At 73.4% G+C, this 24,293-nt stretch carries 24 protein-coding genes and 1 pseudogene; 14 read left to right on the forward strand and 11 right to left on the reverse strand.

What is annotated here, in order from left to right:
* Positions 1–338: 338 nt before the first annotated feature.
* Complete coding sequence (locus ACZ6EM_RS33310; protein WP_465774006.1) at positions 339–1,529, reverse strand: helix-turn-helix domain-containing protein; 1,191 nt, start codon at positions 1,527–1,529, stop codon at positions 339–341.
* Positions 1,530–1,727: 198 nt separating this feature from the next.
* On the opposite strand from ACZ6EM_RS33310, the gene ACZ6EM_RS33315 reads away from it, so the two are divergent.
* The 4 genes and pseudogenes from ACZ6EM_RS33315 to ACZ6EM_RS33330 all read left to right on the forward strand — a co-directional run.
* Positions 1,728–2,273 carry an NUDIX hydrolase gene (locus ACZ6EM_RS33315; protein ID WP_465774007.1) on the forward strand — a complete coding sequence of 182 codons (546 nt, stop codon included), beginning with the start codon at positions 1,728–1,730 and terminating at the stop codon, positions 2,271–2,273.
* A 60-nt stretch (positions 2,274–2,333) separates the two neighbouring features.
* Positions 2,334–3,197, forward strand: a complete 864-nt coding sequence (locus ACZ6EM_RS33320; RefSeq protein ID WP_465774008.1) for a nucleotidyltransferase family protein — start codon at positions 2,334–2,336, stop codon at positions 3,195–3,197.
* Positions 3,198–3,212: 15 nt separating this feature from the next.
* Positions 3,213–3,944 carry a phytanoyl-CoA dioxygenase family protein gene (locus ACZ6EM_RS33325; protein ID WP_465774009.1) on the forward strand — a complete coding sequence of 244 codons (732 nt, stop codon included), beginning with the start codon at positions 3,213–3,215 and terminating at the stop codon, positions 3,942–3,944.
* Between the two features lie 114 nt (positions 3,945–4,058).
* A pseudogene (locus tag ACZ6EM_RS33330) lies at positions 4,059–4,327 on the forward strand (ISKra4 family transposase); the annotation flags it as partial.
* 529 nt (positions 4,328–4,856) lie between these two features.
* Here ACZ6EM_RS33330 and cutA read toward each other — a convergent pair.
* Complete coding sequence (gene cutA, locus ACZ6EM_RS33335) at positions 4,857–5,177, reverse strand: divalent-cation tolerance protein CutA (RefSeq protein ID WP_465774010.1); 321 nt, start codon at positions 5,175–5,177, stop codon at positions 4,857–4,859.
* A 130-nt stretch (positions 5,178–5,307) separates the two neighbouring features.
* Here cutA and ACZ6EM_RS33340 point away from each other — a divergent pair, with 130 nt between their 5' ends.
* The gene (locus ACZ6EM_RS33340; RefSeq protein WP_465774011.1) at positions 5,308–5,481 is read left to right on the forward strand and encodes a hypothetical protein; all 174 of its coding nucleotides are present in this window, start codon (positions 5,308–5,310) and stop codon (positions 5,479–5,481) included.
* Positions 5,482–5,557: 76 nt separating this feature from the next.
* Here the strand turns inward: ACZ6EM_RS33340 and ACZ6EM_RS33345 are convergent, their stop codons facing one another.
* On the reverse strand, positions 5,558–5,977 hold the full coding sequence (locus ACZ6EM_RS33345) for a RidA family protein (protein WP_380427871.1): 420 nt from the start codon (positions 5,975–5,977) through the stop codon (positions 5,558–5,560).
* Between the two features lie 44 nt (positions 5,978–6,021).
* A complete protein-coding gene (locus tag ACZ6EM_RS33350) occupies positions 6,022–6,528 on the reverse strand; it encodes a cupin domain-containing protein (protein WP_063352400.1) in 507 nt (168 codons plus the stop codon).
* A gap of 85 nt (positions 6,529–6,613) precedes the next feature.
* Between ACZ6EM_RS33350 and ACZ6EM_RS33355 the strand changes: the two genes are divergently transcribed.
* A complete protein-coding gene (locus tag ACZ6EM_RS33355) occupies positions 6,614–7,117 on the forward strand; it encodes a MarR family winged helix-turn-helix transcriptional regulator (protein ID WP_465774012.1) in 504 nt (167 codons plus the stop codon).
* A gap of 125 nt (positions 7,118–7,242) precedes the next feature.
* Here the strand turns inward: ACZ6EM_RS33355 and ACZ6EM_RS33360 are convergent, their stop codons facing one another.
* The 3 genes from ACZ6EM_RS33360 to ACZ6EM_RS33370 are packed head-to-tail and all read right to left on the reverse strand — an operon-like array spanning position 7,243 to position 10,080.
* Positions 7,243–8,061: a hypothetical protein gene (locus tag ACZ6EM_RS33360; protein WP_465774013.1), complete on the reverse strand. Its 819-nt coding sequence runs from the start codon at positions 8,059–8,061 to the stop codon at positions 7,243–7,245.
* Positions 8,062–8,110: 49 nt separating this feature from the next.
* The gene (locus ACZ6EM_RS33365) at positions 8,111–9,682 is read right to left on the reverse strand and encodes a hypothetical protein (protein ID WP_465774014.1); all 1,572 of its coding nucleotides are present in this window, start codon (positions 9,680–9,682) and stop codon (positions 8,111–8,113) included.
* On the reverse strand, positions 9,679–10,080 hold the full coding sequence (locus tag ACZ6EM_RS33370) for a hypothetical protein (RefSeq protein WP_465774015.1): 402 nt from the start codon (positions 10,078–10,080) through the stop codon (positions 9,679–9,681). Before ACZ6EM_RS33370 ends, ACZ6EM_RS33365 begins: the two co-directional genes overlap by 4 nt.
* 475 nt (positions 10,081–10,555) lie before the next feature.
* Between ACZ6EM_RS33370 and ACZ6EM_RS33375 the strand changes: the two genes are divergently transcribed.
* A complete protein-coding gene (locus ACZ6EM_RS33375) occupies positions 10,556–11,404 on the forward strand; it encodes an HD domain-containing protein (protein ID WP_465774016.1) in 849 nt (282 codons plus the stop codon).
* A 635-nt stretch (positions 11,405–12,039) separates the two neighbouring features.
* On the opposite strand, the gene ACZ6EM_RS33380 is transcribed toward ACZ6EM_RS33375, so the two are convergent.
* The 4 genes from ACZ6EM_RS33380 to ACZ6EM_RS33395 form a co-directional block, all read right to left on the reverse strand.
* Entirely contained in the window at positions 12,040–12,354 is a 315-nt protein-coding gene (locus ACZ6EM_RS33380) for a hypothetical protein (protein WP_465774017.1), read from the reverse strand.
* A complete protein-coding gene (locus ACZ6EM_RS33385) occupies positions 12,354–13,370 on the reverse strand; it encodes a hypothetical protein (RefSeq protein ID WP_465774018.1) in 1,017 nt (338 codons plus the stop codon). The genes ACZ6EM_RS33380 and ACZ6EM_RS33385 overlap by 1 nt, the downstream gene beginning before the upstream one ends.
* Positions 13,371–13,617: 247 nt before the next feature.
* Complete coding sequence (locus tag ACZ6EM_RS33390; RefSeq protein WP_331768756.1) at positions 13,618–14,031, reverse strand: hypothetical protein; 414 nt, start codon at positions 14,029–14,031, stop codon at positions 13,618–13,620.
* 129 nt (positions 14,032–14,160) lie between these two features.
* Positions 14,161–15,237 carry a C40 family peptidase gene (locus ACZ6EM_RS33395; RefSeq protein WP_465774019.1) on the reverse strand — a complete coding sequence of 359 codons (1,077 nt, stop codon included), beginning with the start codon at positions 15,235–15,237 and terminating at the stop codon, positions 14,161–14,163.
* Positions 15,238–15,695: 458 nt separating this feature from the next.
* On the opposite strand from ACZ6EM_RS33395, the gene ACZ6EM_RS33400 reads away from it, so the two are divergent.
* From ACZ6EM_RS33400 to ACZ6EM_RS33430, 7 genes are read left to right on the forward strand one after another with little or no spacing between them, the layout of a single operon-like run.
* Positions 15,696–16,598 (forward strand): hypothetical protein, encoded by a 903-nt coding sequence (locus ACZ6EM_RS33400; RefSeq protein ID WP_465774020.1) that lies wholly within the window; start codon positions 15,696–15,698, stop codon positions 16,596–16,598.
* Positions 16,543–16,899: a hypothetical protein gene (locus ACZ6EM_RS33405; RefSeq protein ID WP_465774021.1), complete on the forward strand. Its 357-nt coding sequence runs from the start codon at positions 16,543–16,545 to the stop codon at positions 16,897–16,899. The genes ACZ6EM_RS33400 and ACZ6EM_RS33405 overlap by 56 nt, the downstream gene beginning before the upstream one ends.
* A gap of 3 nt (positions 16,900–16,902) precedes the next feature.
* Positions 16,903–17,631, forward strand: coding sequence for a DUF8175 domain-containg protein (locus ACZ6EM_RS33410; RefSeq protein ID WP_465774022.1), 729 nt, complete (start codon positions 16,903–16,905; stop codon positions 17,629–17,631).
* Positions 17,615–19,504, forward strand: coding sequence for a hypothetical protein (locus tag ACZ6EM_RS33415; protein ID WP_465774023.1), 1,890 nt, complete (start codon positions 17,615–17,617; stop codon positions 19,502–19,504). The genes ACZ6EM_RS33410 and ACZ6EM_RS33415 overlap by 17 nt, the downstream gene beginning before the upstream one ends.
* Positions 19,501–21,030, forward strand: a complete 1,530-nt coding sequence (locus ACZ6EM_RS33420) for an SCO6880 family protein (protein WP_465774024.1) — start codon at positions 19,501–19,503, stop codon at positions 21,028–21,030. The genes ACZ6EM_RS33415 and ACZ6EM_RS33420 overlap by 4 nt, the downstream gene beginning before the upstream one ends.
* The gene (locus ACZ6EM_RS33425) at positions 21,030–22,559 is read left to right on the forward strand and encodes a type VI secretion protein (protein ID WP_465774025.1); all 1,530 of its coding nucleotides are present in this window, start codon (positions 21,030–21,032) and stop codon (positions 22,557–22,559) included. The genes ACZ6EM_RS33420 and ACZ6EM_RS33425 overlap by 1 nt, the downstream gene beginning before the upstream one ends.
* Positions 22,556–24,292 carry a type IV secretory system conjugative DNA transfer family protein gene (locus ACZ6EM_RS33430; protein WP_465774026.1) on the forward strand — a complete coding sequence of 579 codons (1,737 nt, stop codon included), beginning with the start codon at positions 22,556–22,558 and terminating at the stop codon, positions 24,290–24,292. Before ACZ6EM_RS33425 ends, ACZ6EM_RS33430 begins: the two co-directional genes overlap by 4 nt.
* Position 24,293: the final 1 nt, after the last annotated feature.

The raw sequence follows: 24,293 nt of genomic DNA on the forward strand, positions 1-24,293 counted from the left end.
CAACCTCACCAAGCGCATAACGGACGAGAGCACACCAACCTGGCGGGGAACCTACTAGGGCATAAAGGGCAATCCACTCACTTCAAACGCCCTCTTAGTGGGCCGGGTCACGGCAACGTGGCCCGGCTACCCGACTTATGCAGACGATCCTGCCGCATGGCCCGGCTCGCTCCGGTCACGCCGGTTGCGGCTGGTGACACGGTTCTTACCGGCACTCCAAGTGGGTCCGATCGGAACGTCACGATAATAACGGGCCCGGTAAAACACTCTTGACCTGGTGAAACGCACAGATCTTGCTCCCTGGGGGCGGGGCCGGCCGGTTTCCGGAGGTGCTTCGACTACCGAGCGGCCTGCGTGCGGGATGCGTGGCGCATGTCGGTGAGGGCGGAGGTCAAGCGGGCTGAGCCGACGGTGGTTGCGAGCACGGTGGCCTGGGCAGCGTGGTGGTCGGCTTCGATGCGTTCGCCTTGCCGGTAGAGCACGGTGGCCAGGCGGGCGGTGGCCATCGCCCGCACCCGGGTCTGGGCCTGGACGGTGCTGGCTTCGGCAGCCCGGCGTAGGTCGGCGACAACCTGCGGGTTGTCGCGGCCGGTGGTGGCGGACAGCAGGTAGAGGGCGAATCCGGTGTCGCTGCCGATCTTGGCTGCGGTGATCGTGGAGGTCCAGGCCGGTCCGGATGCGAGGTCGGTGACCCGGTCATAGGCATGCTCGGCTGCGACCAGGTGGCGGGCCACTTGGCGTTCGTCGCCGTTCAGGGCGTGGATCTGGGCCAAGACGGCGCAGAGCATCGCCCGCACCGCTGCGGGCAGGCGCCCGCCCACCTCGCCGGCCAGCTTGAGGGCTTGCCCGGGGTGGCGCAGGTGGATCTCCTGGCGGACGGCGTTGGTGACGAGGTGGCACAGCAGTCCGGTGTCGCCGTGTTCGCGACCGGCGGTCAGACCGACCTGGAACAGTGAGCGGGCCTCGTCGAACAGACCGGCGTCGAACGACGCCCAGGCAGTCAGGTTCGCCAGGCGTGCGATCGCACCGAGCAGTGCACGGCGTACGGCCGGACTGGTCGATGCCTCGGTGAGGCTGACTGCGGCGTGCAGCTCGCGCAGCGCGAAGTCGCGCACTGCGCGCCCGCCCGAGGCCCGGTCCCAGTGCTCCAGGAGGCCGGTACGCTCGGTGATGGCGCGGATGTCGCCCATGCGCAGGCGCGTGAGGGGCGGGGTAGGTGGCAGCAGGGCGGTGAGGGCGGTGGCCAGGACGTCTCGGCGGTTCGAGGTGCTCACCTCCTCGCGGTGGAGCTGCTTGGCGGTCAGGCCCAGCTCGGCCGCGCTTTCCGCGCCCAGCACAGTGCAGAGGGCCTGCCGGTAGTGCTTGTGCGGCCAGGTGATGAGGCCACGTTCTACGCGTGAGACATAGCCGGCGTCAAACGGTGACTCCCGCCCGGTGTCCGCTTCAACCAGTGCGCGGACCTGCTCCGCGACTTGGCTCTGAGTCAGGCCCCGAGTGCGCCGTGCGCGTCTGAACAGCGTGTTCGTCACAATGCCCCGCCTTCAACCTTCGGCCCGGGCAGCGAGCTCAGCGTGCTGGGGCTGCCGCAGACTGCCTACCGATCTGCTCTGCTGTTGTCACCCGATCCGGTGGTCTCCTGGAGATGTTCCACCCGCCACCAGGCACCGGCCGAGGAGCGGTGGTCGAACGGCCGCGCCGTACCGACCAGGGGCCGTACAGTCCTGGCCATGACGACCGACATCACCACCGCATCGTGGCGCGAGATCGACCGCACCACCGCCTTCAGCAAGTTCGGCCGGTCCGTGGACCGGGTCGAGTTCGAACTGCCCGACGGACGGAAGGAGGAGTTCTACCTCAAGTGCGAGCGCCCGGCCGGCGCCGTGCTCGCTCTCACTGCCGACCGGCAGGTCATCCTGGCCCGCCAGTACCGTCCGGGCCCCGACCGCGTTCTGCACGAACTGCCGGGCGGCTACATCGAACCCGGGGAGTCCGCAGCGGACGCGATCGCCCGCGAGTTGCTGGAGGAGACCGGCTACCAGGGCGAGGTACGAGAGGTCGGGCCCTACTGGCTCGATGCCTACTCCGACGTCCGCCGCTTCGCCTTCGTCGCCACCGACTGCGTCAAGGTCGCCGAACCGCAGCCGGAGCGCACCGAGTTCATCGACGTCGTCACCCTCTCCCTTACCGAGTTCCGCGACTGCGTGCTCCGCCGGGGCGAGATGACCGACACTGCCGCCGCCTACCTCGCCCTGGACGCGCTGAGCCTTCTGTAATCCCCCGAGACGGGCGGGCCGGCACCACATCCTCACCCACCCTCCACCCGGGAGGACCCCGTGACCGATCGGAGCACCACCGGCGCCGCCCCGTACTACAGCAGCGCACTCGTCTCCCTGCCCGCCCAGGCCGTGGCCCTGGTCCTCGCCGGCGGCAAGGGCAGCCGCCTGCGTGCCGCGCCCGAAGCCGAACTTCAGGGCACGCCGAAGGTGCTGGTGCCAATCGACACCCCCATCGGCCGCACCCCGATGCTCGGCCACGCGCTCACCGAGCTCACCGTCGCCGGGTTCCGCCGGATCGCCGTGCTCACCAGCACCGACCCCGCCACCGGTGCCGACGCAGTCGAGACCTACGCCCTCACCCACCCGTCGGCCCGGCAGGCGGAGCTGACGATCCACCGCGAGCAGCACCCGCTCGGCACCGCCGGTGCGGCCTACGCGGCCCTGGGCCACCTGTCCGATGTCCCGGCCGCGGTGGTGCTGCCCGCCGACACCCTCTTCCCGACCGTCCTGCTTCCGTCCGCCGTCGCGGAGCACCGCTCCCGCCCGGCAGCGGTGACGTGGACCGTGACCACCGCGCCCGGCCGCTGCGCGCAGAACGCGGGCCGTCTCTTCCTCGACCCCGACGGCCGGCACGTCGTCCACGCGCTGGAGGGCGTGGACGCCACCCTGCCGACCGGGAGCCGCAGCGGGCTGCGGCAGGCCACGAGCACGGGCGCCGTCGTCCTCACCCCTGCCCCGTTCCGGGCGCTGTTCGAGGAGTACGCCCGGCGCCTGGCCCACCCCGGCGAGGCGGACCTGTACCGGCAGTTCATGCCCTGGGCGATCAGCCAGGGCCACCCGGTCGGGGCCTTCGACATCCGCACCTCGGCCCCCGACCTCGGCACACCCGACCGCCTGGCCGCCTTCGGCCGCACCGCCTGAGAGGAGAGCAGCACCGTGCCCAGCATCGCCCTGTCCACGCTGACCGAGCAGCAGGCCCGCCACTTCCGCGACCTCGGCTACCTGCGCCTGCCCGACCCCGGTCTGCCCAGCGACCTGTTGGACGAGGTCGCCAAGACGGTCCGCGCCTGCGCCGCCCTCCTGCCCGTCGGGCAGGCCAAGATCTACCGGCTCTACCAGCACGACCGCACCCTGATGCACCGCCTCATCGTCCACCCCGCCATCCTCGGGCCGCTCACCTCGCTGCTCGGCCCCAATGTCGTCTACGTCCTCAACCGGCACAATCAGGGCTCGCTGAACGCCTCCGGCGCCCACCAGGTGCGGCTGCACCGCGACATCCTCCAGCCCACCCGCGGCCTGCTGACCGCCGTCGTGTACTTCGAGGACGCCACCGTGGAGACCGGATGCACGTGGATCGTGCCCGGGTCCCACCGCGCTCCGTACGTCGGCGTCCCGCAGCCCGACGGCGGTGGCACGTGGATGGACGAGCATCCCGAGCTGGCGGACCTCGCCGACCAAGCGGTTCCCGTGCCCGTCCCTGCCGGCGGTGTCCTGTTGTTCGACGGCACCCTCTTCCACACGGTGGGCGCGAACACCGGCAGTACGACGCGTGCCAGCGCGGTCCTTGGCTACCGCAGCGCGGACGAGCTCGATGCCCGCCCCGACCCCGACCGGCAGATCGTCGTCGCCGGCGCCCAGCTGTACCGGGGCAACGACCGGCCGAACTGACCCAAATCGCGGTAGGAGTTGGTGGTGGTCGGCACAGCCCTTGGGGTGCCGACCACCACCCTCTGTTCAGGCTGTCGTTCTGCGGGAAGGCCCTTGCCCCCGACTCAGCAGGCTGAGGCCCAGCAGGCCATCGAGCGCCGCTGCGGAAGGGCGCTGGGCAAACGTCGGCTCGAAGAGCTCGTGGTCGCCGCCGCGGTCGACGTCTACGGCTTCTACCTGGGCGAGGATCCCCGTCCCGTGCAACCGCGAGATGCCGCTGGTGGTCCAGGTGGACGGCAAGGGCGTGGTCATGCGGCCCGAGGCCCTGCCGCCGAGCCGCCGCGAACGCCGCCGCCAGTGGCCATCGCGGCTGGCTCACGCCGGGCGAGAAGCCGAACCGCAAAGGCATCCAGTACGGCGAATGGTCGCTGAAGGCCAAAATCGCCGTCGACGGTGACCGGGAGGCGGCCCTCGCCCGCGCCGAGGGGATGAGCCGACGCCACTCCGAATATCCGTCCACGGCTGATCGGTGGGGCCGCTCATGTTCCGGACCTCCCCCACCAGCTGGCTGGTGGAGGTGTCCAGTGCCAATAGCTGGAACGAGTCCGATGGATCCCCCTCCGTGTCCACCTGGCACGCCCGCCTCAGCGCCGCGGAACTCGAGTACGTGAAGGAGATGCTGCCTCCCGAGCCCGAGCCCCCCAAACGAGGCTTTCTGCGCAGGCGTTGATCCCCGCAGCGGCCCGGCGGCTTCGATCCTGGTCGGCGCCCCGAACAGCTTGATCAGCAGCTTCACTCGAAACGAACTGCACCCACGTCGATTAGCTCGGCGTCGGGCAGGTTGCGCAGCCACACCGCCCACTGCCCGGCTCAGTCATCGCCTGCTCGTGCTCTGCCTCACCGCGCTGGCCAGCCGGCGCATCCCCTGCTCGGTCAGCCGGCCGACGTCTCAGCGCTGATCCAGTTCAGGTAGCTCTCGGCGCCGGCCACGACCGGCACCGCGACGACCTCCGGTACGTCGTACGAGTGCTGCTCACCGATGAACGTGCTGAGCGGCCCGGCCAGCTCGGCACGGGTCTTGAAGTCGATCCGCCACTCGTCGCCGGACTGCACCTCGCCCTCCCACCAGTACACCGAGCGGACCGGGTAGACCTGCGCGCACGCGGCCAGCCGCTCGCCGATCACCTTCGCGGCCAGCTCGCGGGCCTTCGTCTCGTCGTCATGGGTCGTCGTCACCACGAGGAAGTCACTCATGGCCCGAGCGTAACCATCCAGATCCCGCCCGGGGAACGGCGTGGTGCCCGTCCCGGAAGCGTGACGATCCCTCACGCGCCGCGGCGCAGCAGCGACCCGCCACCGGACACCGGCCGGGCTGCTGATCCTGGTGAGCGGGGCCGAGGCCGTCCTCGTCGACGAGCCGGTCCGCGAGCTGACGCCCCTGCTCCAGATCCTCGACACGGCCGCCACCGACGAGGGCCCGTTCCTGCGGGTGCTGTTCCTCGGCGACGGCCCCGACACCGTGGAACGACGGCTGTGCGCGGCGACCCGGGCCATGTGAGCGGTCCGCGCCGGCTCGAACGGCGGCGTACGGCGGGGGGTCCCACCGACCGGTGGGACCCCTGCGCGTGGGTGGGTCAGCCCGCTGCCCCCGCCGTCGGCCGGACGGCGACCGCATCGATCTCGAAGAGCATCCCCGGCAGGGCGAGCGAGGCGACCCCGCTGAGCGTCTGCGCGGGCAGCCGGTCGCCCCAGGCCCCGGCCAGGGCCTTGCCGAGGACGGCCAGCTTCTCCGGGTCGTGGTCGACGATGTACGAGCCGAGCCGGACCACGTGCTCGAAGCCGAGGCCGACCCCGGCGAGCGCGGTGCGCAGGTTGGCGAGGGCGAGCTCCGCCTGGGCGGCGAAGTCGCCGGGCACGACCTGACCGCCGGCGTCGGAGGCGTACTGGCCGCCGATGAACACCGGTTCGCCGGGCGCGGAGGCGGCGTGGCTGTAGCCGAACGGCGTCGGGTCGTGCAGGCCGGGCGGGTTGGTGATGGTGCGGGTGTCGGTCACGGGGTTCCTCCCCTGGTGTCGGTCCGGACTCGGTGCCGGGCGGTCTACGGCTCGGACCGGGCGGCTTCCTCCCGGGCGTCGCGCCAACTCGGCGACTCCAGGAAGTGGTTGTCGAAGAGGTCCTGCTTGGCGAGCAGCTCCTCGACCGTCGCCTCGCCCGCGCGGATCCGCTCCAGCAGGCGGAAGTAGTCGAAGCGCTCCACCCCGGGGGTGATCACGATCAGCAGGTCCGCCCCGGAGTCCGGCGCCGCCGCGAAGGCATGCGGCAGATGGGGCGGCACCACCACGAGGTCGCCGCTGCGGGCGGTGACCACCTCGTTCCCGACCAGAACCTGGGCCGAGCCGTCGACGACGAAGAACAGCTCCGAGGAGCCCCCGTGGTAGTGCGGAGTGGCGCCGTCCTTGCCGCGCCCCAGCGTGACGCGCAGGGTGCTCAGGGCGCCGCCGGTGGCGCTGGAGTCCGCCAGCAGCCGCCCCTTGCCGCCGAGCATTCCGACGGTCTCGGCTTCGTCGCCCCGCACCACCACGGCTTCCGGTCCGATCAACGTCATTGGCCTCTCCCCACAGTGAGCACTCCGATAGTTCCCTGGCTGATAGTACTACGTCTAACTATCTCCCATCGAATAATATGTCCCTATGGATCACGTGGACGTCATGCTCGACCAGTGGAGCCGGGAGCGCCCGGACCTCGACCTGGCGGCGGTCGGCACCGTCGGCCGCCTCGGCCGCTTCGCGCTGCTCGCGGGCCGGGTCGTCGAAGAGGTGTTCAAGCAACACGGCCTCCAGCGCGGCGAGTTCGACGTTCTCGCCACCCTGCGCCGCTCCGGCGCGCCGTACGAACTGATGCCCTCCGAACTCGCCGCGCTGCTGCTGATGTCGCGGGCCGGCATGACCAGCCGGATCGACCGGCTGGAATCGGCGGGCCTGGTGGAACGCCACACCGACCCGGCGGACCGGCGCAGCGTCCGCATCGCCCTCACCGCGGCCGGACGCGCCCTCGTGGACGCCGCCTTCACCGACCACGCGGCCAACGAGACCGCGCTGCTCTCCGCCCTCTCGGGCGAGGAACGGGCCACCCTGGACGGGCTCCTGCGCAAACTGCTCGCCGACGTCGAGGGCGCGGAGAGCCCGGCACCCTGACGGCCCCGCCCGACGGCCCCGCCCGAGGTCCAGCCACCCGCGACCGCTCCGGAACGCCGTCGGCCGCCGTACACGGGGAACGCGTACGGCGGCCGACACCCGGTGCAGCGTGCCGTCCGTGACGACTACCGCACCCTGACGTACTCCGCTTCCCGCCGCGGCCCGGCGCGGCGCCTCCGCCCGTTCCGCCACGGCCGCGGCGGTGGCCGCGGCCGTCGGCCAGGCGGCGATCGGGTTGCCCAGCCAGCGCCCCCATCCGGGACCCTCTCACCGCGCATCACCAGCGAGGCGGGCCCGACCGTGGTACCGGCGCCCGGCGTCGAGCCCGGCAGCACGATGCTGTGCGGGCCGGTGGTGGCGCCCGCCCGCAGCCGCACGGCGTCCAGCCGCATCACCCGGTCGTGGAACGGATGGGTCTGCAGCACCGTGCCCCGGTTGACGCTCGCGCCCGCCTCGACCGTGACCAGGTCGCTCTCCGGCAGCCAGTGCGTCTCGCACCAGATCCCGCGGCCGATCTCGGCCCCCAGGCTCCGCAGCCAGAAGTTGAGGTACGGCGTGCCGGTCAGCGTCCGACCGCCCCACGGCATGGCGAGATCCTCCACGAAGGTGTCGTACAGCTCGTTGCGCCAGACGAAGCCGGACCAGAGCGGGTGCTCGGCGGCCTTGAAGCGCCCGACCAGCAGCCACTTCGCCACCGTGGTGACCAGACAGGCGGCGATCGCGGCGGCGATCAGCACCACGCCGCCGCCGGCCAGCGCGACGGCCAGACCGTAGCAGTCCCGCAGTTCCCGGAGCGCCCCGAAGACCAGGTTGCCGAGGACGACGGCGAGCGCCAGCGGGATGAAGCGGCAGAGCTCCACCGACGCCCGGGCCGGCACCAGTCGGCGCGGCGGGTTGCAGGTGCGGCTGTCCTCGCCCGCGTCCGGGACGGGTCTCCGGCACATGTCGCAGGTGTGTCTCCGGTGGCGGACAGCCCGGGGTGCTCCACGGCGCCTACCGGCGGATCCCCTTGCCCTGGAAGCGCGCCCGGGCGCTGACGGGCCACCGCTGGGGCGGTTGGGGTTCGGCGAGGCGGGCGGCGGACTGCCGGAGCACGGCGCGGTCGGTGGCCGCGGGGGTGGGTGCGGCGGCGAGGCGTTGGAGTCGACGGCCGGCCGGGTCCACACCGGCACGGGCGGCAAGGACGGCGAGGGCGTCCTCGACGGCACCGCCGGCCAGGGCCGCCAGGTGGTAGCCGTTGTGGAGTTCGGCCTGGCGCGCGGTGCTGAGGGGCCGGACGGGGAGGCGGTTGTGCACTGGTCCGGAGGCACGCATCAGGAGTCGGCGGCTCTCTGCCATCCGCCGGGTGAGGGTGGCGTGGTCCCGGGCCAGGTGCTGCAGCTGCCCGCTGATGTGTCGCAGGGCCTCTGCCCAGGCGGGCAGGGCCTCGGCCAGCTCGGCGGCGTCGCGGAGCCGGCCCTGGAGGCCGTCGTCCCGGCGCCAGGCGGGATCGGTGAACAGGATCCGGCCGAGGCGGTCGACCAGGGCGTGGGACTCGGCCGAGACCGGGGTCATCGAGGTGGTGCTGTCGGGGGCGGTCCTGACCGGGCGCCAGCATGCGGCGAGCTCGCGCCAGTGCCGCTCCGCCGACTGGCATGCCTTCTGACCGGGGTCCTCGGACGACGGGCCGGCGAGCGTCGCGTGTGCCACCAGGGTGCGGGTGACGGTGTAGACGGCGCTGATGTCGGCAGCCGCGGTACGCATGGCCGCGGCGGTGTGGAAGTGGTGCTGGTCGCCGTCGAGGGCGCGCCGGGCGAACTCGGTGAGCCGGTCCACGCTCGCGACCGCGCCGGCAGCGAGCCGGTCGATGGTCTCCGCGGTGCGGGGCGGGTCGGCGCGCAACGCGGGGCGGGGAGCGATCAGGTCGACGGCCCGGTCGTAGCCGTCGGAGCGGGCCCGGGCGGTGAGGATCCGCGCCTGCTCGACGGCGACGCGGAGTTTGCGGCCGCTCTCGGCCAGCGCGGCGGCGCGGCGGGGGAAGGCGTAGGTGGACGTGGCGTCGGCGAGCCGGTCGGCGATGCCGGCGGCTGTGGCGGCCAGGGGCATCACCCGGGAGAGCACGGCGCAGCGCAGTTCGTCGCTCTCCAGGGCGAGGCCGTGACGGGTGAGCGGTTCGCCGTCCGGACCGGTGTGCGTGGCCAGCAGGTCGATCCCGGTCCGCAGGGCCTTCCCCGCTCGCGGGATGCACTGTGGGGGTTTCATCAGCGCGGCCGTCCTGGTGCCGCGGGCGGTCCGGAGCTGGGTGACGGCTTCGGTCAGGCTCATGTGGAGCTCGCTGCGCGGGCCGACCGGGGTCGGCGGTTCCGGCGGGAAGATGCCGGCGGCGGGCCCGGACCGGTGGGGCAGTGCCTCGACGGCCTCCCAGGCGAAGCGCCGCTCGATGCCGAGCACGATCTCGGTGAAGTCGGCGAGCTGCCCGATCAGCGCGGTGCGGGCGAGTTCCGAGGAGTCCTCGAAAGGCAGCCGGTCGACGTCGGCGAGGTGCTCGGCGGCGAGGGCGACGAAGTCACCGAACCGCGCGGTCACCGGGGGCCGCCGGTGGCGTTGCGGACGGCCCGCGCGGCCCGGCCGGCGAGCAGGGAGGCCCGGGCCGGGGCGTGCGCGTCGGCGGGCGCGGTGGTGTCGGCGACGGCCGCGAGCTGTTGTTCCGCCTGGTCCAGGAGCTCGGCGAGCGCGGTCCCGTCCGCGAGGGCAAGCTCTGTGGGTTCGTCGTCGTACCCGGGTTGGTCGAGCAGATCGCGGGCTTCGAGGACGAGGGTGTAGGCGCCGGTGGCGGCAAGGGCGTCGCCGTGGTCGGCGCCCGGCCCGATGGCCCAGGCCGCGGTCTGGTCGAACAGGTTCCATGCGCCGGCCAGCACGGTGGGGTGGTCGACGGCGGCGAGTCGGGCGGTGGTGCGGGTGGTCCACTCGGTCATCTCGTTCATGGGGTGCGTCCTTCGTGCATGGGGTGTGCTCTTCGTGCGGGTGCGTGGAGGTCAGGCTGCCCGCAAAGTGGTCACTGTCCTGGCCCTGCCGGGATTCCTGTGGGAAACCCGGTGTTTGCGGAGGATCCGGTTCAGTCGGGTGACGGGCTGGAGACCTGGGACGGCGTACCGAACTTCCACCGGCGGTCATCCGCTGACATGGCGTGTGGATTCCACCACTATCTGTCATTTCCGAACGAGCTCGACCTGTGGCTTCGGGTGAGTGTCCGATCAGCGTCGTGTACCAGCCATCTCGCAGCGGTGGCACTTGCCCGCGTGATTGGGCAGGATCCCCCTTCCGTGAGCTCTCAGGACAGCGAGCTGTCACCCGCGTGGGTTACACAGAAGCCCCAGGCCCTTGCGGACAAGTCCTCCGGCATCGACCGATTCGCACCACCGGTCATGACCCTCGTGCCGTGTCACCCCGCCTTGAACGATGGACCTGAGCCTCGCGTACCGGACCGCCGAATCGCTGCTCGCGGGCATCCCCCTGCGCTGGGCGCACTCGTGCCGGGTCTTCGAGCAGGCCCGGGTCCTCGCCAAGGTGCTCGGGGCAGACGAGGAGGTGGTGAGCGTCGCGACGATCCTCCACGATGTCGGGTACGCGCCCTCGGCGGTCGACACCGGCGAGCACATGATCGACGACACCCGGCACCGGCGCCGGATCGGCGTCGATGCCCAGGTCTGCTCGCTCGTCGCCTACCACTCCTCCTCGGACTGGGAGGCAACCGAACTGGGCCTCTCGACCGCGCTCGCGGAGTGCCGCCGGCCACCGTCGGACCTGCTGGACGCGATCACGTACTGCGACCTCACCAGCGGCCCCGACGGCGCCGTGGTCGACCCGGTGTCCAGGCTCGACGAGGTCCTTCGCCGGTACGGCACCGACCACGTCGTCCACCGCGTGGTCTCCGCGGCCCGCCCGGCACTGCTCGCCATGGTCGACCGGGTCGCGAAGCGGCCGGCCGAGTCCGGCGGCGCCTGCCGTGGTCGAGGCGGAACCTGGTCGTCGGGGCGATGTCCAGCCCTTCGAGCTCCTCTCGCGGCACCCAACGCACCTCGAAGGACTCGGAGCCGGCGGCGAGCCGGCCGCCCACGGGCCTCGCGCGGAAGCACAGGGAGAACTCCTGGCGTACTTCCCCGTGGGGATAGACATGGACGATCTCGGCATCGGCCTCGTCCAGGCGCCGGGTCTCCGACTTCGCGTCCGGCCAGAGGCAGTCCTCGTCGGTCTGCAGCTTGGCCGCCGCTGCCTGGCGGTGCCGCCGGTACGGTTCGCGGTTCTTGACTATCCCCGCGGGCGCGGGGCCGACACCGTCGCGACCGGGATGCGCGCCAACGCCGCGGAGCTATCGCCCGCGAGCGCGGGGCCGACCTCATGCCGGACGGAGGCGGCAAGGAGCGGCACGAGCTATCCCCGCGAGCGCGGGGCCGACACTTCCTGACCTGCGGCGATTGAGCTCAGAGCGCGCCAATCCATTCAGTTCGAATCCGGAGCCCCATGTGTGCGGGGCCGACTCCCCAGCGGCTGTCTGTCCCAGCGGCGCCCCGGCGAGCCAGCTCTGAACCTTCGACAGCATCGTACGGGCTGTCATCAGGCGTGGGCGTAGGGAACGTGTTCGCCGGTGACCGCTTTGACCAGGGCCCGGGACGGAGAGGCTGACGCAGGACGACCTTCAGCTCCCCGATGCCGCCGTCGCCAATGTCGTCGCCACAAACCGCCACTGCGTGGTCCTGCGGACATACGAGGTCGGCCCACCGCTCGACCGCGAGCAGCCGACTGTGGATCGGGTCGGCGGCGAAGACACAGTGCTTGCCGGTGGTCCAGGTGTCGGCGCCGACTGGCGGGGAGGCACCTCGTAGGAATCGTCACCGGTGTCGGCCACGTCGCTTTCTTGGATTCCGCCCGGCGGGTCCAGTAGTTCACAGGCCCAGGCCGCTCCGCCTTGGACGCCGGGTCGGCTGCGGGTTCTGCCCGGTGGCGGCGAGCCGGGCCGCTGAGCGCCTGAGGGTGATGCGGTCGGCGGCCTGGGCGTCTGGGATGGAGGCGAGCCGGTGGTGGAGGTGCTGGGCGGCGAGGTCGGCTCCGAGCGCCGACGCCACCCGGGTGAGGGCCGTCTCGGCGGCCGCGCTCGCCCGGCCGGCGGACCGGTACTCCTCGGCGAGCTCGGCACGCCGATCGGCGGGCAGCGGCCGGGCCGGCAGCCGGTTGTGCCCGGGGCCGGCGGCTCGCATCATCAGCCGTCGGGTGTCGGCGAGGCGTTCGGCGAGGACGGCGTGGTCCTCGGCGAGGTGCTGGAGGCGGGCGGAGATCTGGCGCAGGGCGTCGCTCCACACCGGCAGGGCCGCGGCGATGTCGCAGGCCTGACGGGTCGGGCCGCCGGGGCCGTGGGACAGTCGCCAGGCCGGGTCGGCGTGGAGGAGCCGGCCCACCCGGTCGACCAGGGCGTGCGACTCGGCGGCGACGGCCGAGGGAGTGTTGTCGGGGGCGGAGCGTAGGGGGCCCAGCAGGCGGCGACGCGCTGCCAGGCGTGCTCGGCTGTTTCCCAGGCGGTGTCGGCGGCGTGAACGGAGGCGAGGTGGGCGGAGACGGTGGCCGGGGCGTGGTCGGCGGCGTGGGTATACAGGGCCCGGGTCAGCTGGTAGACGGTGGAGATGTTGTGGGCTGCGGTGCCCATGGCGGAGGCCGTGTGCGCGTAGGAGTCGTCGCCCGCCTGTACGGCGCGCCAGCTGATGTCCGCGAGCCGGTTGGCGGAGGCGGCGGCGCCGGTGCCGAGCTGTGCGGGAGTCTCCACGGTACGGGGCGGGTCGGGCTGCAGCAGCGCGCGGGGCCGTACGGTGTCGAGCGCCACGGCACCGAGCCGGACGTCCGGGTCGGCGGCGAGCGTCCGGATCTCCTGCTGCACCACTCCCAGCTGGTCGACGACCCGGCCGAGGGCGCGGATGCGTTCGGTGAAGGACGTGCTGGACGTGGCCGAACCAAGGCGGCCCACCAGGTCCGCGACCGTTCCGGTGAGGGCGAGGACCCTGACCAGGACGGCGGTGCGCAGCTGTGTGCTCTCCAGGGCGAGCCCGTGCCGGGTGAGGGGTCGGCCGTCGGGATCGGTGTGGGTGGCGAGCAGGTCCAGGCCGGTGCGCAGGGCCTGGATGGCATGAGGGACGTACCGGGGGGCCTGGAATGCCTGGAGGGCTGTGAGGGCCGGCGGCTTGCCGTAGGCGGCTCTGAGCTGTCGGGCGGCTTCGGCCAGGGCCACGTGCAGCCGGGCCCGGCGGGCACTGTCCGGTGCCGTCGCCGGGCCTGGGCCGTGGGCGCCCGGTCGGGCAGGGTGTCCACCGGTTCCCAGGCGTACCGGGTCTCCACGGCGAGGAGGAGGTCCAGCAGGTCCGCGACCTGGTGGCCGACGGTCCGTCGGTAGAGCTCCGAGCTCCGCTCGATCGGCAGGTAGTCGGCGTCGGTGAGGTAGCTGCCGGCGAGAGCAACGAACTCGCCGAACTCCGCGTTCACCGGGCGGTCTGCGCCGGGCGGAGCGTGGTGCGCACCGCGGCGGCGGTGTGCCCGAGGAGGCGGACGGCAACCAGGACGGTGTAGACCTCGTCCGGCGTCGCCGCGGTGGCGGCCGCTGCCGAAAGCCGACGCTCCGCCTGCTCCAGGAATTCGGCGAGCCGCGGACCGTCGGCGAAGGTGAGGTCGGTTTCGGGATCGTCGCCGTCGTCGGGCTCGGGCAGGAAGCCGCGGAGCTCGATGGCGTGGTTGTGGGTGCCGCAGGCGGCCAGGGTGTCGCCGCCGGTGTCGGTGGTGACGGCCAGGGCCCAGAACACGGTCTGGTGGGCGAGGGACCAGGCCGCCGAGAGCGGGCCCTGGATGTCGGGCTCGGCAAGGCGGGCGGCGATACGGTCGAACCAGGCGGTCGTCACAGTGAGTTCCTTCGTCGGTCGTTGTCGTGGCGGTCAGGGTGGCCGATCCGGCCGGCCCAGGAGGCCGGTGGTGCGGGTTCCTGTGGATAACCCGGGGTTGTGGACGGATCCGGTCACCCGGACGGGGGATCAGGTGACGATCCGGCGGACGGCGACGACCTGGTTGGGGCCGCTGCCGGCTGCTCTCCAGGTCTGGTAGCTGCCCGTCCGGATCTGGAGGCCGGTGCGGGGGGCCTCCAGGAGGCGGCCGTCGCCGATGTAGAGGGCGACGTGGCCGGGGCGGCCCGGACCGCCGTCCGTTCCGGTGGTGAAGACGAGGTCGCCGGGCCGGACGCTGTCCGGGTCGACCGGTTGCCCTTCCTCGACCTGGGTGAACGTCGAGCGGCTCAGCCGGATCCCGGCACGGGCGTAGGCCTGCTGGACGAGGCTGGAGCAGTCGCACCGGTGGGAGGGGGCGGTGCCGAGCGGGTCGGTGCAGTCCCCGCCGAAGGTGTACCAGCCGCCGCGTTGGGCCAGGGCCCAGTGGATGGCGGCGGCGGCCTGCGGGTGGGTGCCGGCCGGGACGTCCCACCCCGGTGGGAGGGCGTCGTCGGCGGCGGCCGGCGGTCCGGCGGGCGAGGGGGCGGTGAAGTCCGGGACCGCGGCGACGACGGCGGCGACGTACTGCTGGGTTTCCCGGTAGGGCGGGATGCCGTGCGCGGCTTGGACGGCGTGCCAGCCCGCGTTGTAGCCCGCGAGCGCGAGCTGCCACGGGTCGGCGGTGAGGCCGGAGTCGCGGGCCTGGCGGATCAGCGAGCACATCATCCGTCCCTGGGCGTCGATCGCGTCGGCCGGATCGAACGGGCTGCTCACCCCGTTGCCGTCGGTGTCCCGGCCCCAGGTGCGCCAGGTGTCCGGAACGAACTGGGCGATGCCCTGGGCGCCCGCCGCGCTCTGGGCGTTGGGGTCGAAGCCGCTCTCCCGGTGGAGCTGGGCGGCGAGCCGGGGGGACGTCAGGCCCTGGTCGCAGGCCCCGGCGGCGCGCTCGATCATCGGACCGTACGGCGCCGGGACGCTGCCCGGCCGAAGCGCGCTGCCGTACGGTCCGCGCCCCGGGGCGCTCGCTGCGGCGGGTACGTCGGTGGCGGCCGCCAGCAGCACCAGGGCGAGCAGTCCGGCGGGTGCGGCGACCGCGCCGCCCGCCAGCAGGATCGTCCGTTTGGGCACAGTCCAGGTCCCCCGATCGTGTGGCACCCGTCGGCGTGTCAGGTACGGACCGGCCGGGCAGGTCGGCGTGGATCGTGGCAGAGGTGTGCTCCGGGAGCTGCCTGCCGCACCGCCGGAGTCGGCCGACCTGCCGGCCGGGCAGGTGCCCGGAGCGGCCGGAGACGAGGACTCGCAGGCGGCGACGCCGCAGGTGGGCCGCTGCCTCGACGGCCGACATCACCTCCGGCCGGCCGTCGAGGCAGCGAGGACAGGGCCGCATTCCGGCCCCGGCCCCGAAGTCGGTGGTGTCGTACGGCACCGGCATACCCCTGGTCACGATCCGCTCCAAGTCGATCGCCGAGTGTAAACAGAGCTGGTCGTCACTGTGCTAGACAGTGCGGCTACGGCCAGTGATGGCCATGAACTGGCATCGAACTGGCATCGCTGAACATCGGTCAGGTGGGAGGGAGTGAACATCGGTGGGCAGGTCCGCGCCCGTGGCCGGGCTGCACGTCGGCGCCCGGCTCGTCGTCCCGGTCCTGGGGGCGGCGGCCGGCAGCGGCCGGAGCACCGTGGCCCTGCTTGCCGCGGCCGGACTGGCCCGCCTCGCCTCGACGGTGGTGCTCGACAGCGCGTCGACCGCGTCGTCGCCGTGGCGCCGCTGGCCGCTGGCCGGCGGCGCCGGGCTCGCCTCCGTACCCGTCGACCGGCCTCTGAGCACCGGTCAGGTCCGCTCCGCCGCCTCGTCCTGCCTCGACGGCCGGGTCCAGGTGCTCACCGACCGCAGGCCATGGTCGGAACCGCCGCTCGCCCTGCCCTCGGCGCCGTCGGCATGGCCGGCTCTGGCAGGGGCCGGCGGCTGGCAGGTGAGCGTGGTGGACACGGCGCTGACCGTCGCGGACGACCTCGGTGACGCCGGGGTCCACTCGCGCACCGCCCAGTGGATGCTGCTGGAGGGGGCGGTGCCGGTGATCTGCTCGCCGACGTCGCGGGAGGGCCTGGAGGCGGCCGCCGTCGCGATCGCCGCAGCCGAGGCCGCGTCCCTTCCGCTTCAGCGGTGCGTGCTGGCGCTGGTCGGCATGGCCAACGGGATGCCGCGGCAGTGCCGCGCGGTCGCCACCATGCTCGCGCCCCGGGTCGGTGCGGTGGTGCGGGTGCCGCACTGCCCGGCCTGGCGGGCGCACGCCCTGCGGACCGACCGGCTCAGCCGCCGGTTCGAGGCGGCCGGCACCGGGCTCGCCGACACCCTGATCACCACGGCCGAGAGGTCCTGGGGCCCGCTGCGGGCCCCGGCCGGGACGGCCGCCACCTCGGAGGATCCCTCACATGACGACCTCTACGTCGCTGCTGGCAGCCCGGCTGACCACCTTGCCGCTCAATGACCCCACCACCGCCCCGAACGGGTCGTTCTACGACGTCGGGAAGGGCTTCAAGCCGGAGATCCCGTCCGGGGAGGTCGGCAGCGCGCTCACCACGATCGTCAACTGGACCATGGGCATCTGCCTGGTTCTCGTGGTGGCCGCGCTCTGCGCGTGCGCCGCGATGGACAGCTTCGGGTCCATGTCCGACCGACCCGAGATCAGTGCGCGGGGCAAGGCGGGTATGCCGAAGTGCTTCCGCGGGGCTGTGATCATCGGACTGGCGTGGCCGATCGTCTGGCTCGGCGCGAGCCTGAAGGGCTGACGAGTGGACTCCGTCGAGCTCCGCCGACGCCGGGCCCTGCGCACGCTCGTCACCGGGGCGGCCCTGGCGGCGGCCGCCGCCGCGGGCGCGGTCGCGGTCCTGATCTGGCAGGCCGAACCCGGACCGCAGGGCGGTACTGCCGCCCCCGCCAGCGTTTCGGCAGCCGACGCGCCGCCGTCCGCGAGCCCGTCCACGGTAGTGGCGGCGGTGCCGCTGCCCGCGCCCGCGCGGGTCGAGAAGGGCATCCCGATCGGCTACCCCCACACCCTGGCCGGTGCCGTGTCCGCGGCCGCCCACTACACCGAGGCCCGCGACCTGCTGAGCCCTGACGCGGTGCCCGACCAGATGATGGTGATGGCCCGCAAGGGCGAGGACTTCTTCAAGCTGACCTCGCTGGCGATCGCGGACGCCCGGGACTGGCGACGCCTGCTCGGCCTCCCCGAGGCCGGAGGCAGCACCGGATCGGACTTCATCGCCTTCCAGGTCCGTGCCTACCAGACCGAATCCGTGAGCGCCGACGCCGTCGACGTGTGGCTGCTGACCACCCAGACACCCACCGTCGGCGGCATCCAGCACGGCACTGGTGTCTTCGCCGTCGCCGCCCCGGTGGTCTGGGACGGCGACGACTGGCGGCTCACCTCGAAGACGATGCGCGAGACCCCGGTGGTGGCCCAGCCAGGCACAGCGCAGGCCGACGCGGCCGGCTGGAGGCCCGTTGCCTACCAGCACTAACGGCCTGCGGCGCGCGGTGCTGGTCCTGGTGCTCGTCCTGGCCGCACTGGGCGGGCCCGCCGCCGCGTTCGCCGCCGCGCCCCCGCCGGTTCCCGTCCCGGGCGCCACCACCGGAACACCCTGCCCCGCCCACACCAGGCCCGTAGGGCAACCCGAGAAGCTGACCCCCACCGGTCTGCAACCGAAGCCACCGGCCGAACAGATGGACGCGCGCGGCGGCTGTGTACCACTGGACGAGGACGGCTGCCGGGCCCTCGGATTGAGCGACCACCCGCTCTCGACCTGCGTGTACGCGACCTACAAGCACAAGTACTGCGACGCCGACGTCCTGCCCCTGCCCGGGATGGAGGTGTACTGCGAGAACGCCGACAGGGAGATGACCGCCTGGTGCAAGAAGAACCCGGGCGTGGCCCACTGCGAAGCCGAATCCAAGAGCGGCCTCGCCGCCCTGAAGAACCCCGGCGCCGCGATCGCCGACGAGGGGACCAGCCGCCTCGCGCGCACCTTCGCCAGCGCGGCGAAGTGGGTGCTCGGGGAGATGGCCAAGGCGGTCCTGGAGGGGTCCGTCGTCGACCTGGACGCGGACGGGATCTCGGACACCCTCGCCCTGATGCTCCAGCTGTCCGCCGTCATCGCCACGATCCTGCTGTGCGTGGAGGTCACCCGCACCTGTGTCTCGCACGAGGGCAAGGGGATCGCCACGGCGGTCACGGGCCTGGTCGAGTGGGGGCTGAGCTGCGCGGCCATGTACACCGTCACCCAGACCCTGATCTGGGCCGCCGACGACGTCTCCAACTGGATGATCCGCTCCTCCGGCCTGACCACCGACCAGTTCGTCGCCCGTATCAGCGGCCTGTTCGCCGGGATGGACGCCGTCTCCGAAGTCGGTTGGCTGCTGGTGCTGGGCGTCGTCGGTTGCCTGGTCGCCGGGCTGATGTGGATCGAGTTCATCTTCCGGCACGACGCCCTCGACCTCCTCGTCGTGGCGTTCCCGGTGTCGGCGGCCGGGGCCATCAGCGAGTTCACCCGGCAGTGGGCGCCGACCGCCCGCAAGGCCGTGTACTCGATCGTCATGATCAAGCCGGTCGTCGTGATCACCTTGCTGATCGGGCAGGGCATGGTCGGCGCGGCCACCACCGTCACGGGTGTCGTCGGGGGCCTGCTGGTCGTCGGCGTCGGTGCCGTCGCCTGGCCGGTGACCGCCCGCTTCATGCCGTTCGCCGGCGGGGGTTCCAGCGGCGGGTCGGTCGCGAGCGGCATCATCGGCGCGGTCGGCGGCACCGCGGCCTCGGCGATCTGGGGCCGCGGCGGCGGGGTTCCCTCCGGGAGCGGCGCGGCGCCGCCGGGGCCGGCGCTGGCCAGGGCGGTGGAGTCGGACGACGCCGACCGGCGCAGGGCGGACGACGGCCGACGCTCCTCGGCGGGCCGCGCGGTGATGGCCGGGCTGATGGCCGCCCAGGGCGTGAAGGCGGGCACCGAGCTGGCCTCCGGCGGTCTGGACGCGATGGCCGCGCACGCCGGGCTCGGCTCCGGGCGCGACATGGGCGGTTCCGTCAACCTCCCGCCCAGCCGTTCCGGCGAGGCCTCCGCGCCGGCCGGGTCGCCGGGCACCGCAAGGGCCCCGGCCGCTGCCGCGCCCCGTCCGGCCCCCGCTGCCCGGTCCTCGACCGCACACTCCGGCGCGGCTGCGGCGCCGCCCGTTCCGGCTCCCGGTACGCCGCGCACGGCCCCGGTGCGCCCGGCGGGCGCACCCGCGCCGCCGGCTGCCCCACAGCCGGTCGCGACGGACGTCCCGACGGCCGCCGCCCACCCGACCCCGGCACCGGTCCCGCCCCTGCCGGCCGACCCGCCATCAGGAGGTGAGGGGCCGTGACGTCCCCCGAGGAGCCGGCGACGTACGGCGGCTGGCAGCGCGAGCGCAGCCCGTACCTGGGCGAGCTGAGCCTGAGCGGACTGGTGACGGTCGCCGGTGCGGGCCTGGTCGCGATGCTGCCGGTCTACACCCACGCGTGGGCGGGCGAGATCGTCGCCGTGCCGGTCGCGCTGCTGCTGCTCGCGGCGGTCTACCTGCGGGTGTACGGCCTGACCGCGGCGGAGTGGGCGGTACTCACGGTCCGATTCCAGATTGCTGTCGTCAGGAGGCAGACGATGTTCTTCAGCGGCGTGTTCGCGCCCCGGCGAGCCGACGGGTCGCGACGCACGGACCTGCCCGGCGTGCTGGCCCGCCTGGAGTTCCTGACGGTGCCCACCGGGGCCGGCCGGGAGATCGGCGTCGTCCACGACCCGCTGCAGGGCCACTACTCGGCGATCATGGAGGTGCGCTACCCCGGGATCGCGCTCGCCGACACGGCCCGGGTGAACGCCCGGGTCTCCGGCTGGGGCGGTTTCCTCCGGGGGCACTGCGTCGAGGGTGGGCCGATCGTGCGGATCTCGGTCACCGACCGGTCCGCTCCCGAGGACGGCACCGCGCTGATGGCGTGGACGACCGGCCACCTCGACCGGGGTGCGCCCGCCGCAGCCCACGACCTGGTCACCGCTCTCGCCGCCGAGGCGGCGCCCGCGGCGTCCACCCGCCGCACCTACCTGACCGTCACCCTGGCCGCGTCCCGGGTCCGCCAGGACATCAGGAGCTCGGGCGGCGGCACCCTGGGGGCGACCGCCGTCCTGGTGCGCGAGCTGCTCGCGATGCAGGGTGCGATCGCCGCCGCCGACCTGCAGGTCGTCGCCACGCTGACCGTCGGCCAGATCACCGAGGTGATCCGCACCGCCTACGACCCGGGCGAGGTGCCCGTGCTCGCCGCCCACGCGGCGGCCGCCTGCGCACCCGGATGGGCCGGCACACCGCCGGGCGTGGACGGGTCGGCCGCCGGCCCCGCCGCGGCCGAGCAGCACTGGAGCCGCTACCGGCACGACAGCGGCGTGTCGGCGAGCTTCGAGGTCTACGGCTGGCCCGAGGGCCGGGTGTACGCGAGTGTGCTGACTCCGCTGATGAGCCCCTCCGGCAACGCCCGGCGGAGTGTCTCGCTCACCTACGAGTGTCTCGGTGCCCGCACCGCCCGGGCCACGCTGAGCCGCGAGCGCACCAAGGCCGACGTCAAGCGCCGGGTACGCGCACGGGGTGGGCGGATCGAGTCCCTGGACGAGCGCAAGGCGCTGGTCGACACCCAGGACCAGGACCACGCCCGCACGGCCGGCCACGGCATCGCGCGCTTCACCGGCGTGGTCACCGTGACGGTCGACGAGCCCGACGAGCTGCCGCTGGCGACCGCCCGGCTGAAGCGCGACGCGTACACCTCCGGCCTGCGCCTGCGCGAGCTCTATGCCGCGCAGGACTCGGGTTTCGCGGCGACGCTGCCGCTCGGGCTGGGTCTGCCGGTCAAGCGGCGGGCGGTGATCTGATGGGCCGCCTGAGCGACTGGATGCGTCGCGGGGACACCGATCTGAGCTCGATCGGCCTGCCGGACGTCCTGACGACCGGGCCGGCGCCGGTTCCCGCCCAGCGCGGACGGCGGGCACCACGGCGCCCGGCCGCCGCACCGCCGACGCCGCTCCTGGGGTGGCCAGGCCCCCACGCCGGAAGGGCCGTACGGGTCGCGGCCCCCGAGGTCCACCGCTGCGACACCCACAACGTCTCCGGCCTCTACCCCTTCGGGGGCGGCTCGGCCCTGCCTCCGGTCGGCGCCTACATCGGCCACGACGTCCTGACCGGCCGGCAGTTCTCCATGCACCCGGGCGCATGGGTCCAGCACAAGATCGTCTCCAACCCCGCCGTCCTGGTCACCGGCACCATGGGAGCCGGGAAGAGCGCGCTCATCAAGGCCCTGTCCACACGGCTGGCGGCGTTCGGCGTGAAGGTCCTGATCGCCGGTGACGTGAAGGGCGAGTACGGGCGGGTGTGCCGCTGGCTGGGGTGCGAGCCGCTGGAGCTCGGCCCCGGGCTGCCCGGGCGCATCAACCCCTTGGACGCCGGCTCGCTCGGCGACGGCCTGGAGCGCGTCACCGACCCGGTGGAGTGGCGTGAGCGCCTCACGGAGATCCACCGGCGCCGCCTGAGCCTGCTGTGCACGCTGCTGGAGCTGCAGATGCGCCGCCCGCTGACGCCGGAGGAGACGGAGGCGATCTCCGCCGCGATCAAGGAGGTCACCGGCCAGCTGAGGGGCACCACCGTCCTGGCCACCCCGACCCTGCGCGCCGTGCACGCCGCCCTGCGCGACCCGAGCACCGAGATGGCGCGCGAGCTGCGGATCCGGGGCGAGGACATCCAGGCCACCCGGGAGGCGACCAGGGCGTCCCGGGCCGCGCTGGCCACCATGCTCGACGGGCACGTCGGCGACCTGTTCAGCACCGCGGAGACCTCCCCCAGCCGCATCGACTGGTCGGCGCCGATGGTCAGCATCGACATCTCCCGCACCCGCGCCTACGGCGACGAGACCGTCGCCATGATCATGATGTGCATCTCCAGCTGGACCCAGGCCGCGATCGACCAGCCCGACGGGCCCCAACGCCTGGTCGTCAGGGACGAGCTGTGGCGGGCGCTCCAGGTCGGCGGCGCCACGGTGATCCGCAAGCTGGACAGCGACCTGCGCCTGCACCGGGCCGACGGAGTGTTCGACCTCGCCGCCACCCACAGGTTGAGCGACTTCGAGGCGGTCGGCGCGGCCGGGAGCGAGGCGGCGATGATCGCCCAGCACATGGTCTCCTCGTTCGACACGAAGATCACGATGGCTCAGGACGCCAAGGCCCTGGGGCCGATCCGGGACGCGGTCGGTCTCACCGACCCGCAGGTCGAGCTCATCTCCGGCTGGGGCCGCGCGCACGCCGGCCGGGGCCTGTGGATGCCCGGCCGCTCCGGCGCCTTCCCGGTCCAGCTCCACCTCACCGAGAAGGAGAAGGAGCTGTACCACACGGACGAGCGGATGGCCCTGTGACGGGCGACCAGCGCTCCGAGCCGACCTGGGCCGCGACCGTGCTCGGCGCCGCGGTGCTGTGGCTGCTGGCCTCCGGCCTGATCGCCGCCCGGGCCGCCGCCCTGCTCACCGGGACCTCCTGCCGCCTGGTCGGCGGCGCCGGCCTCGCCGCCGTCACCTGGCCGCTGCGCGGCCCGGCCGCGGCCTTCGCCCCGGCACCGCCGGGCTGGCTGTGGTGGCCGCTGCTGATGCTGATCTGGGCCGGCCCGGTCGCGGGCGGGACGTGGCTGTGGATGCGCCGCGGCACCGACCCCGGCGCGGACGGCGCCCGCTGGGGCGGCCGGGCGACCGAACGCCGGCTCCGGGTGCCCGAGGAGCCCGACCGGCGTCGCAACCGCATGGCCTTCGGCCGCAGCAGGGCCCGCCGGAACTGGATCCTCGCCGCCAAGGAGAACATCTCCGCGACCGTGTTCGGCCTGCCCGGCAGCAGCAAGACCACCGGACTGGTGCTGCCGATCGCCGCCGAGTGGTACGGCCCCTGCGTGATGACCACCGTCAAGGCCGCCGACCTCGACGTGGTGTACGCACGGCGGGCGGCCCTGGGCCCGATGTACGTCGTCGCCCCGGCCGGCCTGCCCGACCGCCCGACCGCCCGCTGGTCCCCTGTCGACTACTGCGCGGACGCCAAGGCCGCCGACCGGATGGCCACCTGGCTGGCCGACGCCGCCTCCACCGCCGGCGATCCGCGGTCCGGCCCCTGGGTCGACCAGGCCAAGGCCGTCGTCAAGGGCGTGCTGCTGGCCGCCAACCTCGCCGGCGGGGACATCACCACGTTCCGGCGCTGGCTCGCGCTCGCCGAGGACGCCGTGGACGAGGTCCGCGAGATCCTGGTCGACGGCGGCCACCCGGACGTCGCGGACGACTACGCCGCCGCGTTCGCCCTGCACCCCGACGGCGTCGGGAGCATCAAGTTCACCCTGAGCGTGATCACCAAGGTCTACGCGGACGAGGAGGTCCGGGCCACCGCCGCGGCCAGCGACTTCACCGCCGAGGAGGTCCTCGACCGGTGCGGCACCGTCTGCCTGATCGCCAGCGAGGCCGACGGCGAGCGGTTCGCGCCGCTGCTGACCGCGATCACCGCGAGCATCGTGCACGCCGCCCAGGCCCGCTACCAGCGCACCGGCCGCCCCCTCGACCCCGCGCTCGGCCTCGTCATCGACGAGGCCGGCAACTGCTTCCGCTACAAGGCCCTGCCGAGACTGCTGACCGTCGGACGCGGCATCGGCATCACCGTGCTGACCGTGTGGCACGACCTCAGCCAGCTGATCGGCGTGCTCGGCCGGGAGGCCGCCAACACCGTCATGAACGCCTCCGGCCTGCGCATGCTGCTGCCCGGCAACGCCGACCCCGAGACGCTGAAGGCCTTCACCAACCTGCTCGGCCGGGCCCTGGTGACGAGGAGGTCGACCAGCAGGGGAGGCGGCGGCAGCTCCACCTCCGAGCAGCTGGTCGAGACCGACCTCGCGCCCACCCACGTGCTGAGGGAGCTGCCCGACTTCACCGCCATCGCCGTCTACGGCAACCAGCGCCCGGTGCGGGTGAGGCTCCGCCGCACCTACGCCGACCCGGACCTGATCGGGCTCCTGGCCGGGAAACCCGAGCCGACGGCCGCGGCGGGCCCCGCGCCGGTGGTGGTCCCGCCGGGGCCGCAGCATTCACCCACGACACCCCCGGTCCCGCTGACCAAGTCCTGAG

It is taken from the genome of Kitasatospora sp. NPDC041917, assembly GCF_055589745.1.

What these genes read in the sequence shown, in the direction of transcription:
- ACZ6EM_RS33350 (WP_063352400.1), bottom strand. Translation starts at nt 6,528, where the DNA reads ATGACGTTGATCGGACCGGAAGCCGTGGTGGTGCGGGGCGACGAAGCC.
- ACZ6EM_RS33355 (WP_465774012.1), top strand. Translation starts at nt 6,614, where the DNA reads ATGGATCACGTGGACGTCATGCTCGACCAGTGGAGCCGGGAGCGCCCG.
- ACZ6EM_RS33380 (WP_465774017.1), bottom strand. Translation starts at nt 12,354, where the DNA reads ATGATGCGAGCCGCCGGCCCCGGGCACAACCGGCTGCCGGCCCGGCCG.
- ACZ6EM_RS33360 (WP_465774013.1), bottom strand. Translation starts at nt 8,061, where the DNA reads ATGTGCCGGAGACCCGTCCCGGACGCGGGCGAGGACAGCCGCACCTGC.
- cutA (WP_465774010.1), bottom strand. Translation starts at nt 5,177, where the DNA reads ATGAGTGACTTCCTCGTGGTGACGACGACCCATGACGACGAGACGAAG.
- ACZ6EM_RS33315 (WP_465774007.1), top strand. Translation starts at nt 1,728, where the DNA reads ATGACGACCGACATCACCACCGCATCGTGGCGCGAGATCGACCGCACC.
- ACZ6EM_RS33405 (WP_465774021.1), top strand. Translation starts at nt 16,543, where the DNA reads ATGACGACCTCTACGTCGCTGCTGGCAGCCCGGCTGACCACCTTGCCG.
- ACZ6EM_RS33370 (WP_465774015.1), bottom strand. Translation starts at nt 10,080, where the DNA reads ATGAACGAGATGACCGAGTGGACCACCCGCACCACCGCCCGACTCGCC.
- ACZ6EM_RS33425 (WP_465774025.1), top strand. Translation starts at nt 21,030, where the DNA reads ATGGGCCGCCTGAGCGACTGGATGCGTCGCGGGGACACCGATCTGAGC.
- ACZ6EM_RS33375 (WP_465774016.1), top strand. Translation starts at nt 10,556, where the DNA reads ATGGACCTGAGCCTCGCGTACCGGACCGCCGAATCGCTGCTCGCGGGC.